The 14,953-nt window shown below is 72.8% G+C and carries 11 protein-coding genes and 1 pseudogene; 5 read left to right on the forward strand and 7 right to left on the reverse strand.

All coding sequences use genetic code 11. The features are described 5' to 3' along the window. Window positions 1-116 precede the first annotated feature (116 nt). Both AB0M28_RS28885 and AB0M28_RS28890 read left to right on the forward strand, forming a co-directional pair. On the forward strand, window positions 117-2,630 hold the full coding sequence (locus AB0M28_RS28885) for a DUF3516 domain-containing protein (RefSeq protein ID WP_365411233.1): 2,514 nt from the start codon (window positions 117-119) through the stop codon (window positions 2,628-2,630). Window positions 2,631-2,688: 58 nt separating this feature from the next. Further along, complete coding sequence (locus AB0M28_RS28890) at window positions 2,689-3,564, forward strand: acyl-CoA thioesterase II (RefSeq protein WP_365411236.1); 876 nt, start codon at window positions 2,689-2,691, stop codon at window positions 3,562-3,564. 307 nt (window positions 3,565-3,871) lie between these two features. Here AB0M28_RS28890 and AB0M28_RS28895 read toward each other — a convergent pair whose 3' ends face one another. From AB0M28_RS28895 to AB0M28_RS28920, 6 genes are all read right to left on the reverse strand, one after another. Beyond that, window positions 3,872-4,897, reverse strand: a complete 1,026-nt coding sequence (locus tag AB0M28_RS28895) for a DUF6397 family protein (RefSeq protein WP_365411263.1) — start codon at window positions 4,895-4,897, stop codon at window positions 3,872-3,874. A gap of 181 nt (window positions 4,898-5,078) precedes the next feature. Then, window positions 5,079-5,696, reverse strand: coding sequence for an ATP/GTP-binding protein (locus tag AB0M28_RS28900; protein WP_365411239.1), 618 nt, complete (start codon window positions 5,694-5,696; stop codon window positions 5,079-5,081). Continuing rightward, window positions 5,677-6,090: a DUF742 domain-containing protein gene (locus tag AB0M28_RS28905; protein ID WP_365411242.1), complete on the reverse strand. Its 414-nt coding sequence runs from the start codon at window positions 6,088-6,090 to the stop codon at window positions 5,677-5,679. The genes AB0M28_RS28900 and AB0M28_RS28905 overlap by 20 nt, the downstream gene beginning before the upstream one ends. Before the next feature lie 15 nt (window positions 6,091-6,105). Then, window positions 6,106-6,546: a roadblock/LC7 domain-containing protein gene (locus AB0M28_RS28910; protein WP_365411245.1), complete on the reverse strand. Its 441-nt coding sequence runs from the start codon at window positions 6,544-6,546 to the stop codon at window positions 6,106-6,108. Then, window positions 6,543-9,275: a nitrate- and nitrite sensing domain-containing protein gene (locus AB0M28_RS28915; RefSeq protein WP_365411248.1), complete on the reverse strand. Its 2,733-nt coding sequence runs from the start codon at window positions 9,273-9,275 to the stop codon at window positions 6,543-6,545. The genes AB0M28_RS28910 and AB0M28_RS28915 overlap by 4 nt, the downstream gene beginning before the upstream one ends. Before the next feature lie 69 nt (window positions 9,276-9,344). After that, window positions 9,345-10,118, reverse strand: a complete 774-nt coding sequence (locus AB0M28_RS28920; RefSeq protein WP_365411251.1) for an MHYT domain-containing protein — start codon at window positions 10,116-10,118, stop codon at window positions 9,345-9,347. A gap of 253 nt (window positions 10,119-10,371) precedes the next feature. Between AB0M28_RS28920 and AB0M28_RS28925 the strand changes: the two genes are divergently transcribed. Then, window positions 10,372-10,665, forward strand: a complete 294-nt coding sequence (locus AB0M28_RS28925) for a hypothetical protein (RefSeq protein WP_365411254.1) — start codon at window positions 10,372-10,374, stop codon at window positions 10,663-10,665. A gap of 62 nt (window positions 10,666-10,727) precedes the next feature. On the opposite strand, the gene AB0M28_RS28930 is transcribed toward AB0M28_RS28925, so the two are convergent. Then, entirely contained in the window at window positions 10,728-10,913 is a 186-nt protein-coding gene (locus AB0M28_RS28930; protein WP_365411257.1) for a hypothetical protein, read from the reverse strand. A gap of 207 nt (window positions 10,914-11,120) precedes the next feature. Between AB0M28_RS28930 and AB0M28_RS28935 the strand changes: the two genes are divergently transcribed. Next, entirely contained in the window at window positions 11,121-13,925 is a 2,805-nt protein-coding gene (locus AB0M28_RS28935; protein WP_365411260.1) for a DEAD/DEAH box helicase, read from the forward strand. Next, window positions 13,922-14,851: pseudogene (locus AB0M28_RS28940) on the forward strand (SWF or SNF family helicase); the annotation flags it as partial. The gene AB0M28_RS28935 and the pseudogene AB0M28_RS28940, both read left to right, overlap by 4 nt. Between the last annotated feature and the right edge of the window lie 102 nt (window positions 14,852-14,953).

The following is a 14,953-nucleotide window of genomic DNA, read 5'->3' on the forward strand; positions in this document are numbered from 1 at the left end:
CACCCCTTGTGGCTCATCTCTCACCAGCCGTACACCGGCGGCACACAATAGCGCGGACGATCTTCATCGGGACGGGCGGTTCCCCGATCTCGCCCGAAGGAAGGCAGTATGGGGGCGTGACCCTTATCGATCAGCTGCCGAGCACCGCCGACCCCGACGCTCTCTTCGAAGCCTTCGCCGGCTGGACCGAGGAGCGGGGCATCTCCCTCTATCCCGCACAGGAGGAGGCGCTGATCGAGGTCGTCTCGGGGGCGAACGTCATCCTGTCCACGCCCACCGGCTCCGGAAAGAGCCTGGTGGCGGCGGGCGCCCACTTCACGGCGCTGGCGAACGACCAGGTCACCTTCTACACCGCCCCGATCAAGGCGCTGGTCTCGGAGAAGTTCTTCGACCTGTGCAAGCTGTTCGGCACCGAGAACGTCGGCATGCTCACCGGCGACGCGTCCGTCAACGCCGACGCGCCCGTGATCTGCTGCACGGCCGAGGTGCTGGCCTCCATCGCGCTGCGGGACGGCAAGGACGCCGACATCGGCCAGGTCGTGATGGACGAGTTCCACTTCTACGCCGAGGCGGACCGCGGCTGGGCCTGGCAGATCCCGCTGCTGGAGCTGCCGCAGGCGCAGTTCGTCCTGATGTCGGCGACGCTGGGCGACGTCTCCCGCTTCGAGGACGACCTGACCCGGCGCACCGGCCGCCCCACCGCGGTCGTCCGCTCGGCGACGCGCCCCGTGCCGCTGTCGTACGAGTACCGGACCACCCCGCTCACCGAGACGCTCACCGAGCTGCTGGAGACCCGGCAGGCGCCGGTGTACATCGTCCACTTCACCCAGGCGCAGGCCGTGGAGCGGGCGCAGGCGCTGATGAGCATCAACATGTGCACCAAGGAGGAGAAGCAGCAGATCGCCGATCTGATCGGCAACTTCCGCTTCACCACGGGCTTCGGCCGCAACCTCTCCCGCTACGTCCGGCACGGCATCGGCGTCCACCACGCCGGGATGCTGCCCAAGTACCGGCGGCTGGTGGAGAAGCTCGCCCAGGCCGGTCTGCTGAAGGTCATCTGCGGCACCGACACCCTCGGCGTCGGCGTCAACGTCCCCATCCGCACCGTGCTCTTCACCGCGCTGACGAAGTTCGACGGCAACCGGGTGCGCACGCTGCGCGCCCGCGAGTTCCACCAGATCGCCGGGCGGGCCGGCCGGGCCGGCTTCGACACGGCGGGGCTGGTCGTGGCCCAGGCGCCCGAGCACGTCGTCGAGAACGAGAAGGCCCTCGCCAAGGCCGGCGACGATCCGAAGAAGCGTCGCAAGGTCGTCCGCAAGAAGGCCCCCGAGGGCTTCGTCAACTGGAGCGAGGACACCTTCGACAAGCTCATCGGCTCCGAGCCCGAGCCGCTGACCTCCCGCTTCCGGGTCACGCACGCCATGCTGCTGGCGATCATCGCCCGCCCCGGCAACGCCTTCGAGGCGATGCGCCGGCTGCTGGAGGACAACCACGAGCCGCGCCGGAACCAGCTGCGGCACATCCGCCGCGCCATCGCCATCTACCGCTCGCTGCTGGCCGGCGGCGTGGTGGAACAGCTCGACGAGCCCGACGCGCAGGGACGCATCGTGCGGCTGACGGTGGACCTGCAGCAGGACTTCGCCCTCAACCAGCCCCTGTCGACGTTCGCCCTGGCCGCCTTCGACCTGCTCGACCCCGAATCGCCGTCGTACGCCCTGGACATGGTCTCGGTCGTGGAGTCCACGCTGGACGACCCGCGGCAGATCCTGCACGCCCAGCAGAACAAGGCCAAGGGCGAGGCCGTCGCGCAGATGAAGGCCGACGGGGTGGAGTACGAGGAGCGGATGGAGCGGCTGATGGACATCAGCTATCCCAAGCCGCTGGAGGAGCTCCTCTTCCACGCCTACAACACCTACCGCCGCTCCCACCCGTGGGTCGGCGACCACCCCCTCTCCCCCAAGTCCGTCATCCGCGACATGTACGAGCGGGCGATGACGTTCAGCGAGTTCGTCTCCTTCTACGAGCTGGCCCGCACCGAGGGCATCGTGCTGCGCTACATCGCCAGTGCCTACAAGGCGCTGCAGCACACCGTGCCGGACGATCTGAAGTCGGAGGACTTCCAGGACATCGTGGAGTGGCTGGGCGAGATGGTCCGCCAGGTCGACTCCAGCCTGCTCGACGAGTGGGAGCGGCTGGCCAACCCGGAGGAGGAGTCCGCCGAGGAGGCGATGGAGCACGCCGACCAGGTCAAGCCGGTCACCACCAACGCCCGGGCCTTCCGGGTGCTGGTCCGCAACGCGCTCTTCCGCCGGGTCGAACTGGCCGCCCTCGACGACGCCGAGGAGCTGGGCGCCCTGGACGAGGAGTCCGGCTGGAACGCGGAGCGGTGGGGCGAGGCCCTGGACGCGTACTGGGACGAGTACGAGGACCTGGGCACCGGCCCGGACGCGCGCGGCCCGAAGCTGCTGATGATCGAGCAGGACGAGGCGCACGGTCTCTGGCGCGTCCGGCAGACGTTCGACGACCCGAAGGGCGACCATGACTGGGGCATCAGCGCCGAGGTGGATCTGGCCGCCTCGGACGCCGAGGGCCGCGCCGTGATCCGGGTGACGGACGTCGGCCAGCTCTGACCTCTGCCGCCGGGGGCCGCGCCCCCCGCCCGGCCCGTCCCGCTGCGAAGGAGCACGCATGAGCAACCCGGCCGACCGGCTCGTGGATCTGTTGGACCTCGAGGAGATCGAGGTCAACATCTTCCGCGGCCGCAGCCCGGAGGAGTCCCTGCAGCGCGTGTTCGGCGGGCAGGTCGCGGGCCAGGCGCTGGTCGCCGCGGGGCGTACGACGGACGGGCAGCGGCCGGTGCACTCCCTGCACGCGTACTTCCTGCGCCCGGGCATCCCCGGCGTGCCCATCGTGTACCAGGTGGAACGGGTGCGGGACGGACGCTCCTTCACCACCCGCCGGGTGGTCGCCGTCCAGCAGGGCCGCACGATCTTCAACCTCACCGCCTCCTTCCACTCTCCCGAGCCCGGCTTCGAACACCAGGTCCCGATGCCGGACGTCCCCGATCCCGAGTCGCTGCCGCGCCTGGCCGACGAGATGCGCGAGCGTCTCGGCGAACTCCCCCAGGCGATGCAGCGGATGGAGCGCCGCCAGGCCTTCGACATCCGCTATGTCGAGCGGCTGCGGTGGACCCAGGAGGAGCTCAAGGACGCCGAACCGCGCAGCGCGGTGTGGATGCGCGCGCTGGGGCCGCTCGGCGACGACCCGCTGGTGCACACCTGCGCCCTCACCTATGCCAGCGACATGACCCTGCTGGACGCCGTGCGCATCCCCGTGGAGCCGCTGTGGGGCCCGCGGGGCTTCGACATGGCGTCGCTGGACCACGCGATGTGGTTCCACCGCCCGTTCCGCACGGACGAGTGGTTCCTCTACCAGCAGGAGTCGCCCATCGCGACGGGCGGACGCGGACTGGCCCGCGGCCTGATCTACGACCGCGAGGGCCGCCTGCTGGTCTCGGTGATGCAGGAGGGCCTGTTCCGCCCCCTCACCCGGCACGGTTCCTGACGGGGGGTCGCCGCGACCGCGTACCCCTGCGGCCGGGGCACCTCGGCCTGCGGCGCGCATCCGCGGGCGGGGGCACCTCCGGATGCGTGCGCGCATCCGCGTGCGTGCGCCCATACGCGTGCGTGCGCGCATCCGCGTGCGTGCGCGCATCCGCGTGCGTGCGCGCATCCGGCCCACCCCCTGTCCGGCGCACCCCCGCGTCCAGGCACTCTGCGGCCGGGGTACCTCCGTGTCCGGCACGGGCGCGGGCACGTGGCGTGCCGTGGGCTGCCGGGCCCGCTCCATCGCCGCCGCCGCTGCCCCGAGTTCAAGCCCCCGCCGCCGCCCCCGTCCTCCGTCCCAGCCAGCGCCGCAAGCCCCGTGGGCGCTCGCGAACGACGGCGTCCGGCCCGCACCCCGGTGCGGCGCCGCCCGGCGGCTCCGCGGCTCCGCCCTCCACGGCCACCGGCGGAAGCGGGCACACCGCCCGTGCCGCGTTCAGCATCACCTGGAGCTGCGTCCGGTAGTCCAGGATCTCGTCCGCGTGGTCCGCCGTGAGCTGGCAGGCCGTGACCGCGCGAGCCGCCTCCGAGCTGCCCCGCACGATCAGTTGCTCCGGGCGCAGCCGCTCGAGGAGCTGCCGCTCGCCGGGGTCGCGAACCACGTCGCACACCTCGCCGGGCGCCAGGACCGCCGCCGGCAGTGCGGCCTGCGCCCAGGGGTCCGTGGTCTCGGCGGCGAGCTGCTCCACGCGCCGCTCCCGCCACAGCCGCGGCCGCCAGTCGGAGCCGTCCTCCGTCCGGGCCCGGACGCCCGGCGGTGTGCGGCCCTCCAGTAGTTCGGGCTCACGCTCGGCGAACTCCTCGAGCTCCGCGGCGAGATACAGCCACACCACCGCGCGATACCGGTTGACGTAGAAGCGCATGGGCGCGAAGCACCCCGCCCGGGCCAGCCGGGCGAATCTGCCCGCGCCGATCCCCAGCAGCCTGGCCCCCTCGAGGGTCCCCACCAGCCGCACCTGAGCGCGCAGCGCCCGCGGATGGCCCGGTTGGGAGGTCAACCGTACGATTTCCGCAGCCGCCACCCGGCTCCGTCCCTGCGCGTCGCGCGTCGCGCGCACCGCTCCCACCTGCAGGGCGGTCTCCAACTCGCGTGGTTTGAGGCCGAGTTCCACCGCCGCCCGGCCCATCGGAACCAGCTCCCCCGGCCCGTCCGGCTGCCGCCCCGGGCTCCCCACGGCGCCGCGCACACGCACCGGCCGGTCCGGCCGGGTGGCGCCTCTCCCCCGCCCGGGCGCCGGCTGCCCCGACGTCCGTCCGGCCCGCTCCGACGTGTACCCCGCACGCTCCCGCATCCCCGCCACATGCTCACTCACGGTCTACCCCCGCTCGCCTCACGACTACGTTGTGTGACGAATCTAGCGAGGCACTCCGACTCCCACCATCCCCTGTGGATAACTCGAGATCACGGAAAATGGCAGGCTCAGATCGCCCCCCGGTGCAGTGGGAAACGGGCCCGCCAGCCGACCGGGCCCGTCAGCCGACCGGGTCCGGCTCCGCCGAGTCGAGCAGCCGGGCGGTGTGCATCCGCCCGGCGTACTCGACGAGACGGATGAGCACCTCCTTTCCCGAATCCTTGTCCCGGGCGTCGCACAGCACCACGGGGGTGCCGCTGTCCAGGTCCAGAGCGCGGGACACCTCGTGAGGGCCGTACGAACGAGACCCGGGGAAACAGTTGACCGCGACCAGGAACGGGATACTCCGGTGCTCGAAGTAGTCCACGGCGGGGAAGCAGTCCTGGAGCCTGCGGGTGTCGGCCAGCACCACGGCGCCCAGGGCGCCGGTGGCCAGCTCGTCCCACAGGAACCAGAACCTGTCCTGGCCCGGCGTTCCGAACAGATACACCGCGAGTCCCGCCCGGATGGTGATCCGTCCGAAGTCCATCGCCACGGTGGTCGTGGTCTTCCTCTCCACCCCGTCGATATCGTCGATCAGCTGTCCGGCCTCGCTCAGCTGCTCCTCGGTGCGCAGCGGGCGGATCTCGCTGACGGAACCGACCAGGGTGGTCTTGCCCACCCCGAAGCCCCCGGCCACCAGGATCTTCAGCGCCAGGGCGGTGCCGTCAACGGAACGGTCAGAGCGCACGGAGTCCATCGATCACTTCTCTCAGGATCTTCTCGTCGGGCAGCAGTGCGGGCGGAACAGGGCGGCTGACCCTGATCACGTGCATCTCCAGCAGGTCGCCGAGGAGCACGCGGACGACGCCGACCGGCAGATCGGCGTCGGCCGCGAGTTCCGCGACGGTCTGGGTCTCCACCCGGCACAGGTCGATCAGCTGGCGGTGCTCGTAGCCGAGCGCGCCCTCGTCGGACTGTGCCAGCGCCTCCTCCTCGACGTCGATCAGGGCGATCAGGTCGAAGGCGACGCTGGTGGGCCCCGGCCGGGTGCGGCCGCCGGTCATCGCGTACGGGCGGACGAGAGGTCCGGCCTCCGCGTCGTACCAGTGGCTGCCGTTCGGTGGAGTGCTTCGGGTCGTGTCGGAAGTCATCTCATCGTCACCCCGTCACCCGCCGGCCGGTGGTTCGCTGGACATCACCCGCGGCGGGGTGTGCAGATGCTCGCCCACCCGCTTCACCAGCCGGGCCATCTCGTAGGCGATGAGGCCCATGTCGGCGTGGGCGGAGCTGAGTACGGCGAGGCAGGAGCCGTGGCCGGCGGCGGCGACGAAGAGGAAGCCCTCGTCCATCTCGACCATGGTCTGACGGACGTCTCCGGCGCGGAAGTGCCGTCCGGCGCCCTTGGCGAGGCTGTGGAACCCGGATGCGACGGCGGCCAGGTGTTCGGCGTCCTCGCGGGACAGCGTGCCGGACGCCCCCACCGCCAGGCCGTCGTTGGAGAGCACCACCGCGTGGTGTACCTCAGCGACGCGCGCGACCATGTCGTCCAGGAGCCAGTCGAGTTCACCGGAGCGGTGGGCGGGGTTGATCGTGCCCGGCTCGATCATTCCTGGTCTCCTTCACGGTCACGGGTGGTGTCGTCATTTCTACCGCCGGGCTTCGCCGCGCCTTTCGGCCGCCCCGCGGTCAGCCCTCCGCCTCGGACCCAGCCGCTGCGGTACGCCGCCATTCTCGCCCTGGCTTCCTCCGGCGAGCGGTCGCGGGGCGCGGGGGCGGGAGCGGGCGGGCTGCCCGTGCCGTTCTGCGAGGGCTGCTTGCCGACGTCCCGCAGCTGCGGCGCGAGGCTGGCCTGGCGTACCCGGCGCGGCAGGTCGGTGTCGTCGGCCGGCAGCCCGGTGTCCTGGGGCGCGCGGGCGGGGGGCGCCGGCGGGGCGACGGGGGCCGCGCCCGGGGCGGGGACCGCCTTGGCGGACAGCGGCCGTCGTCCCTTGCGCTGGGGCAGCTGCAGGACGTCGTCGCCGGCCGGTTCGGCGGGCAACTGCGGTGCGAGGGCGGGGCGGGGCGTGCCGGGGGTGAGCACCGGTCCGGCGTGGACCGGCTCGCGGACGCGCTCCATCATCCGCTCGCGCAGCGGTGTCTCCTCCGGGGCCGGGGTGCCCCCCGTGCCGTCGTCCTTGGGCGGGGGGTCGCCGGCCACCTGCAGCAGGGCTCGGGGCAGCAGGACCACGACGGTGGTGCCGCCGTACGGCGAGGCGCGCAGCGACACCTTGATGTCGTGCCGCGCGGCGAGGCGGCTGACGACGAACAGGCCGAGCCGGTCGCTGTCGAACAGGTCGAGGGTCTCCGACTGCTCGATCCGGTGGTTGGCGGCCTCCAGGGTCTCCTTGCCCATCCCGAGGCCGCGGTCCTCGATCTCGATGGCGTAGCCGTTGCCGACCTGTTCGCCGTAGACGCGCACCTTGGTGTGGGGCGGGGAGAACTGCGCGGCGTTCTCCACGAGTTCGGCCAGCAGATGGGTAAGGTCGGCGACGGCCGCTCCGATCACGGACTGCTCGGGCAGGGTACGGACCTCGATGCGCGCGTAGTCCTCCACCTCGGAGACGGCGGCCCGTACGACGTTCTGCAGCGGTACGGGCATCCGCCAGGCGCGGCCGGGGGCGGCGCCGGAGAGGATGATGAGGCTTTCCGCGTGCCGCCGCATCCGGGTGGTGAGGTGGTCGAGCCGGAACAGGTCCTCCAGCTCCCCGGGGTCGTCCGCGCGGCGTTCCATGCTGTCGAGCAGGGCCAACTGGCGGTGTACGAGCACCTGGCTGCGCCGGGCGAGGTTGACGAACACGCCGGAGATGCCGCTGGCGAGTTCGGCGCGTTCCACGGCGGAGAGCAGGGCCGCGCGGTGGACGGTGTTCAGGGCGTCGGCGACCTGGGCGATCTCGTCCTCGCCCGGCATGCCGAGCGGCGCCTCCTTCTCGATGTCGAGGTCCTCTCCGGCGCGCAGTCGGCGCATCGCGGAGGGCAGTTTGCGGCGGGCCAGCGCGAGGGCGCTGTTGCGCAGGCTGATGAGCTCGACGACGAGGCCGCGGCCGACGCGTACGGAGATGACGAGCGCGGCGATGACGGCGAGGAGGCCGAACAGCACGGCCGCGCCGGCGACGGTGAGCACGCCGTCGGCGAGCGGGTCGGAGCGGTCCGCGGCGGCGCGTGCCGCGTCCTGGGCGATGGAGTCGAATCCGGTGAGCACCTCGCCGGAGGCGCGCTCCCAGTCGGGGCCGGAGACGGCCTTCGCGGCGCGGGCGCCGGGGGTGGCGGCGACGATCTGCGCCTCGAGGGTGCGCAGTTGGCCGTACGCCTGGCCGGAGGTCAGCTCCTGCCAGGCGGCGCGTTCGCGGGGGTGCAGATCGGCGGCGGAGGCGGACTCCAGCGCGGCGCGGGTGGCGGCGGCGCCGACGAAGGCGCGGTGTTCCCGGGTGTCGAGGGAACCCTTCAGCCGGCCCCACGTGATCAGCGCGTTCTCGCGGGCGAGCATCTCGCCCGCGCGCGCGAACTCCAGCAGGACGCGGGCTTCCGAGGACGCCTCGGTGTCCTGGATGGAGCTGAGGGAGCCGCCGACGGTGAGGGCCTTGTCGATGGCTTCGTTGTACTGCTCGTACGCGTCGTACCAGCTGATGTCCCCCCGCTGGGCGGCCGTGCGCAGGCCGTCCAGCTGTCCGCCGGCGGCGACGAACGCCTCGAGGCGGTCGACGGCCGTCTTCGGGAGTCCCTTGCCCTCGGCGACGGTGTGGGTGTCGCCGAGTCTGAGGGCGGCGAGCGCGGTGTCGGTGGCCTGCGCCTGCTCGCTGAGGTCGGACCAGGGGGCGGTGCCGGGTCCGGCGAGGTAACGGGCCGCCGTCAGGCGTTCGTTCTGCAGTTCCGCAACGGCGCGCGACAGCGGGCCGCGGACCTGCGTGTCGACCTCCTGCAGGGTCTGCAGCCGGGCCACGTCCTGGGCGGTGGTGACGGTGGCGTACCCCCACAGGGCGATCAGGGAGACCACGGGCACCATCAGGACGGAGATGACCTTCGCGCGGACGGTCCGGGGGCGCAGCCGCGGGCCCTTGCGCGCGCCGTCGGGGCGGAGGGTCTCGCCGGAGGCTCCGGTGTCGGCGCCCTTCGGCGGGAGATGCGTGGCGTCCCAGGGGGGCTCGGTGCCGGTCTCGTCCGCGGGTGGGCCCGCGTGCCGGCGGCGGCCGGGGGCAGGCTGCGGTACCGGCGGGGCGCCGGTGCGCGGCGGCCGGTTCTCAGGCCCCTGCGGCCCTGGCCCCTGGGAGCCGTTGGCCGGTGTTCTGCCAGGTGTTCGCATTGCGACCTCGTGTCAGGAAGACGCCCCCGTGAGAGGCAGATGAGCGGTTGGTGCAGCGGTCGGTCGCGCTTACAGGGCTGCTCCTTCGGGAAGTCGCTGGGCGGACACGGTGTCGGCGCGTTCCTGGGCCGTCGGGGACAGTGCCACGAAGGCCGAGGTGAGGAAGAGGTAGGAGCCGAGGCCGACGGCGAGGGGGAAGATGAACTGCATCGCCGTGGCCCCGGCCAGGCTGCCCGCGGAGGGCGCGATGGTGACCTTGACGGCCCCCATCCCCGTGTAGTGCATGCTGCTGACGGCCGCTCCCATGACGAGGGAGGCGATCCCGACAGCGACCGGGGAGTGGATGTTCAGCGCCGCCCACAGCGCGGCGGTCGCGGCCACCACGGCGATGAGGACGGACAGGCCGACGAGGAGCGGGTCGTACGAGATGGTGCCGTTGATGCGGACGGCGGCCATGCCTATGTAGTGCATGCTCGCCACGCCGAGGCCCGTGGTGAGTCCGCCCAGGGCGAGCGCCCGGCCGCGGCCCTGGCCGTAGCCGACGGCGAAGACGCCGCCGCCGGTGACGGCCATCGCGACGATCAGACTCAACACGGTGAGCGGTACGTTGTAGCGGATCTCGGTGCCGCTGACGCCGAAGCCGAGCATGGCGACGAAGTGCATCGTCCAGATGCCCGTGCCCAGCGCGGAGGCAGCGGTGATGAGCCAGTTGCGCCGGGCACTTCCCGTGGCCGCGAGGGCCCTCAGGGTGCAGCGCAGCGCGAGCGCCGCGCCGATGCAGGCCATGACGTATGACAAGAGCGGTGTCAGCCAGCCGAAGGTGGCATGGTCCAGGTGTCCCATATCTCCTGGACGCTAGTCCGACTGGGGGCGCACGCCGGGGGCGCTGTTCGAAATCTGACCGGATCTGACAGATTTCTTTGCCGTTTTGACGAGTTGACGATCGCATATGCCAAGGCTTGGCGATCTTCCTCTGTCATATTCCGGGTGGCTGAGGGACGTTCGTGCGAGCACGCACCCGAACGGGTACTCCCAGACTGTCAGCAACGTCCGCCGCCGAAGCGAGGTGGGTCAGGTGCTCGGAAGGCTCCGCAGGATGGTCGGCCGGAAAGCCGCTGGAGGGACGCCTCCGGGGACACCTCCCCGGGACCGCCCGCCGGCCGCGCCCGAGCGCCGCCACAACCTCTTCGAGGCGGCGGCCGTCTACGTGGCCGCCTGCGCGGAGAACGACGAGCAGCGGAGCGCCGAGGCGGCCCGCTGGGTCCAGCCGGAAGCCCTCACCTTCGGCGTGCACGAGCTGGCCTGCCGGGCCCTCATCGCACTCGCCCGCGAACGCGACGAACCCCCGCACGTCGTGGCACGCAGCCTCCTCGGGCTGCCCGCCGCGTGACCGTGCGGGGGCTCTCGGTCGGTGCGCGAAACCGGACCGCCGCGCGGCCCTGCCGGGCCGCGTCAGCGCTCGAGCTGCTTGCGCGTCACCCTGCGGAGGCGCTTGCGCTGCGAGGAGTCCAGCATCAGGTAGGCGACCGTCGGGACGCCCACGAGCACCAGCAGGGTGATCCACAGCGACTCGGTGATGAAAAGCAGCAGCGCGGCCGCCGCCACACCGGCGACCGCGACCTTCGTCTTGTTGGACATGGTCCAGCCCTCCTCGGCGGCTCCCTGGCCGCCCTCCCGGACGGAGAACGGACGAACGCTCCGCCCAGTTCCTTTATCCCACGTGCGGCGCGAGGGGATCCTCCTACGTACGGAGGAGTCCGCGCGAGGCTCACTCAGGGTTCGCACGGCCGGTGATGTATGCTCGGGCGTCCGTCCAGTAGTCAAACTTGAGGAGTGCGTCCGTACGTGGCTGCCGCCGCCGTCGCCGCCGAGCTGTCCCGCCACCCCACCGTCTTCCTGCCCGCCGACCCGCCGCGCCTCGGCCAGGTCTCCTTCTGGCCACCGGAAGGGGAACCGCCCGGCCACCCGGACGGACACGTCGAAACGCTCACGGTCGCCACGCCCGCGCCCAGGGACGTACGGGCCCTCACCCTGCCCGTGGGCGCCGCGCTGCCCGTCCTGACACGTGCCCGCCTCCTGCCCGGCGTGCACCCCGCCACCGCGTTCTGGGGAACGGCCGCGCTGCTCGCGCTGCGTCTCGCCGCCCGCGGGCTGCTGCTGCCCGGTCTGAGCGCCGCGGACCACGACGCCTGGCGCGTCGGGCCCCTGGACGCGGACGATCTCGCCCGCATCCGCGAGCTCGCCGCCGCCATGCCGCCCCAGGCCCGCGCCGTCCCGGCGGCCGGAGTGGATCCGCCGCGGTTGCCGGACGCCGGCACGCTGCTGCGCTCCTTCCTGGACGCCGTGGCCGACGGGCTGCCCCGCTCCCCCGCTGCCCCCCTCGCGGCCGGCGGTGCCCCGTACGCGGCCGCCGGAGCCCCAGAGCGCCCCCTGCCGCAGCTGCGTGCCTGGGCCGCGGACGTCGCCGCCGGACACGACGCGGGGGTGCGGGTCTCCCTGCGCATCGAGATGGACGACACCGCCGGCCGGCCCTCGTTCCGTGCCGTACCGCAGCTGCACAGCCTGAGCGACCCGGCGCTGGTCGCCGACGCCGCCGAGGTCTGGGCGGGCGACACGGCGGCGGCACGCGCGTTCGGCCCACGGGCGCGGCTGGACGCCCTGCTCGCGCTGCGCCGCGCCTCGGGCGCCTGGTCCGCGATCGCCCCGCTGCTGTCGGCCGCCGTCCCGGAGGCCGTCGACCTGGCCGAAGACGAGGTCGCCGAACTCCTCGGCCCCGCCGCCCGCGAGCTGGGCGCCGCCGGCATCCAGGTGCACTGGCCGCGCGATCTGACCCGGCGTCTGACGACCCGCGTCGTGATCGGCCCGCAGGACGGCGACGGCGACTCCGCCCTCCCCTCGTTCCTGTCGGCGGAGGCACTCGTCGCCTTCAGCTGGCGGTTCGCGGTCGGGGACACGGAACTCACCAAGGAGGAGCTGGACCGGCTCGCGGAGGCGGGCCGGCCGGTGGTGCGTCTGCGCGACCAGTGGGTGCTGGTGGATCCGCGGTCGGTACGGCAGGCGCTGGAGCGCCGCGACGCCAAGGTGACGCCGCTGGACGCCGTCGGCGCGGCGCTCACCGGCTCGGTGGAGCTCGGCGGGGAGCGCGTGGAGGCGGCGCCCTCCGGCTGGCTGGAGACGCTGCGCAGACGGATCGCGGAGCCGGAGGCCGGCGAGCCGGTGGCGCAGCCCGCGGCCCTGGCGGCGACGCTGCGCGACTACCAGCTGCGCGGCCTCGCCTGGCTGCACCGGATGACCTCCCTGGGCCTCGGCGGCTGTCTGGCCGACGACATGGGCCTGGGCAAGACCATCACCCTCATCTCCCTCCATCTGCTGCGCCAGGAGACGCCGGAGACCGCCGGCCCGACCCTGGTGGTGTGCCCGGCGTCGCTGATGGGCAACTGGCAGCGGGAGATCGAGAAGTTCGCCCCGGGCACCGCCGTACGGCGCTTCCACGGCCCCGCCCGCGGCCTCGAAGGGCTGCCGGCGGACGGCTTCGTGCTCACCACCTACGGCACGATGCGCCTGGACGCCGACCGGCTGGGCGCGGCCGGCTGGGGCCTGGTGGTCGCCGACGAGGCGCAGCACGTGAAGAACCCGTTCTCCGGCACCGCCCGCAAGCTGCGCGCGATCGGGTCCAAGGCCAGGGTCGCGCTCACCGGGACGCCGGTGGAGAACAACCTCTCGGAGCTGTGGGCGATCCTGGACTGGACGACTCCCGGACTGCTCGGATCGCTCCCCTCCTTCCGCGCCCGCTACGCGCAGGCGGCGGAGAGCGGCACGGACCCGGCGGCGGCCGACAGACTGGCCCGGCTGGTCCGCCCGTTCCTGCTGCGCCGCCGCAAGTCCGATCCGGGCATCGCCCCCGAACTGCCGCCGAAGACCGAGACGGACCGCGCGGTGGCGCTGACGACGGAGCAGGTCGGCCTGTACGAGGCCATGGTGCGCGAGACCCTCGCGAACATCGCCGAGGCGGACGACATGGCCCGCCGCGGCCTGATCATGAAGCTGATGACGGGACTCAAACAGATCTGCAACCACCCCGCCCAGTTCCTGAAGGAGGACAGGCCGCGCATCGCGGGCCGTTCGGGGAAGCTGGAGCTGCTGGACGAACTGCTGGACACGATCCTCGCGGAGGACGCGTCCGTCCTGGTCTTCACGCAGTACGTCCAGATGGCCCGCCTCCTGCAGCGGCATCTCGCCGCCCGCGGCGTACCCGCCCAGCTGCTGCACGGCCAGACGCCCGTCGCCGAGCGCGAACGGATGGTCGAACGCTTCCAGGAGGGAGAGGTGCCCGTGTTCCTGCTGTCGCTGAAGGCCGCCGGTACGGGCCTGAACCTGACCCGCGCCGAACACGTCGTGCACTACGACCGGTGGTGGAACCCCGCCGTCGAGGCGCAGGCAACCGACCGGGCGTACCGGATCGGCCAGGACCGGCCGGTGCAGGTGCACCGGCTCATCGCCGAAGGAACGATCGAGGACCGCATCGCGGAGATGCTCACCCGCAAACAGGGTCTGGCGGACGCCGTACTCGGCTCCGGGGAGGCGGCGTTCACCGAACTGACGGACACGCAGCTCGCGGAGCTGGTGACGCTGCGAGGAGGCGAGCGATGACCGAGCTGACATTCGCCCCGCTGCCGCCCGTACAGGGACGTCACTTCGCCGTCACCTGGTGGGGGCAGACCTGGCTGAGGGCGCTCGAGGACTCCGTACTGGAGAACCACCTGCTGCTCAAGGGCCGCAAGCAGGCACGCGCCGGGGCGGTCGGCGCGGTCTCGGTCCGGCCGGGGCGGATCACCGCCATGGTCACGGGACGGGATCGCGTGACCATGCGCACCGACGTACTGCTGCCGGAGTTCTCCGCCGCCGACTGGGACCGGCTGCTCGACGTGGTCGCCGACCGGGCGGGTCATATCGCGGCCCTGCTGGACCGCGACATGCCGCCCCAGTTGGTGGAGGACGCCTCGGCGGTCGGCGTGGAACTGCTGCCCGGCATCGGCGATCTGCAGGCGGAGTGCGGCTGCGAGGAGTGGGACCACTGCGAGCACAGCGCCGCCCTGTGCTACCACGTGGCCCGGCTGATCGACGCCGATCCGTACCTGCTGTTGCTGCTGCGGGGGCGCGGCGAGGAGGAGTTGCTCGCCGAGCTGCAGGAGCGCAGTACGGCCGCGGCGCGGGCCGCGTCCTCCGACCGCCCGGACGACGGCGCCGTCGGGGGAACGGGCGAGGGCGTCGCGGCCGACGACGTCTTCGCGGCGCCCCTGGCCGACCTGCCCGCGCCACCGGAGCCGGTGGACGAGTCCGGTCCGGCGCCGGTCCTGGGCGGCGGGGCGGAACCGCCCGCCGGGATCGACGTGGCGGCGCTGGAGTTCCTTGCCGAGGACGCCGCCCGGCGCGCGCGCCTGCTGCTCGCCGACGCGCTCTCCCCCGGACACGGCGAACCGACGCGGCCGTTGACGTTCTCCGCCGACGCCGTGCGGCTCGCGGCGACGGGTCCGGGCGCGGGGATCGAAGCGCGGCTGGCGGCCGGTTCCGGCCGGGACGCGGGTCGAGGCTCGGCTACTTCTCGTACGCGCAGACGGCCAAGGCGGGCGAGTGGCACACCTACGGCCTGATGTGGAAGCCCGGCGGATACGAGCTCT

It is taken from the genome of Streptomyces sp. NPDC051940 (assembly GCF_040680895.1).
Classification (GTDB): Bacteria; Actinomycetota; Actinomycetes; order Streptomycetales; family Streptomycetaceae; genus Streptomyces.

Excerpts from the sequence above, each read along its gene's own strand:
- AB0M28_RS28890 (WP_365411236.1), top strand. The coding sequence starts at position 2,689 with ATGAGCAACCCGGCCGACCGGCTCGTGGATCTGTTGGACCTCGAGGAG.
- AB0M28_RS28895 (WP_365411263.1), bottom strand. The coding sequence starts at position 4,897 with ATGCGGGAGCGTGCGGGGTACACGTCGGAGCGGGCCGGACGGACGTCG.
- AB0M28_RS28900 (WP_365411239.1), bottom strand. The coding sequence starts at position 5,696 with ATGGACTCCGTGCGCTCTGACCGTTCCGTTGACGGCACCGCCCTGGCG.
- AB0M28_RS28905 (WP_365411242.1), bottom strand. The coding sequence starts at position 6,090 with ATGACTTCCGACACGACCCGAAGCACTCCACCGAACGGCAGCCACTGG.
- AB0M28_RS28910 (WP_365411245.1), bottom strand. The coding sequence starts at position 6,546 with ATGATCGAGCCGGGCACGATCAACCCCGCCCACCGCTCCGGTGAACTC.
- AB0M28_RS28915 (WP_365411248.1), bottom strand. The coding sequence starts at position 9,275 with ATGCGAACACCTGGCAGAACACCGGCCAACGGCTCCCAGGGGCCAGGG.
- AB0M28_RS28920 (WP_365411251.1), bottom strand. The coding sequence starts at position 10,118 with ATGGGACACCTGGACCATGCCACCTTCGGCTGGCTGACACCGCTCTTG.
- AB0M28_RS28925 (WP_365411254.1), top strand. The coding sequence starts at position 10,372 with ATGGTCGGCCGGAAAGCCGCTGGAGGGACGCCTCCGGGGACACCTCCC.
- AB0M28_RS28930 (WP_365411257.1), bottom strand. The coding sequence starts at position 10,913 with ATGTCCAACAAGACGAAGGTCGCGGTCGCCGGTGTGGCGGCGGCCGCG.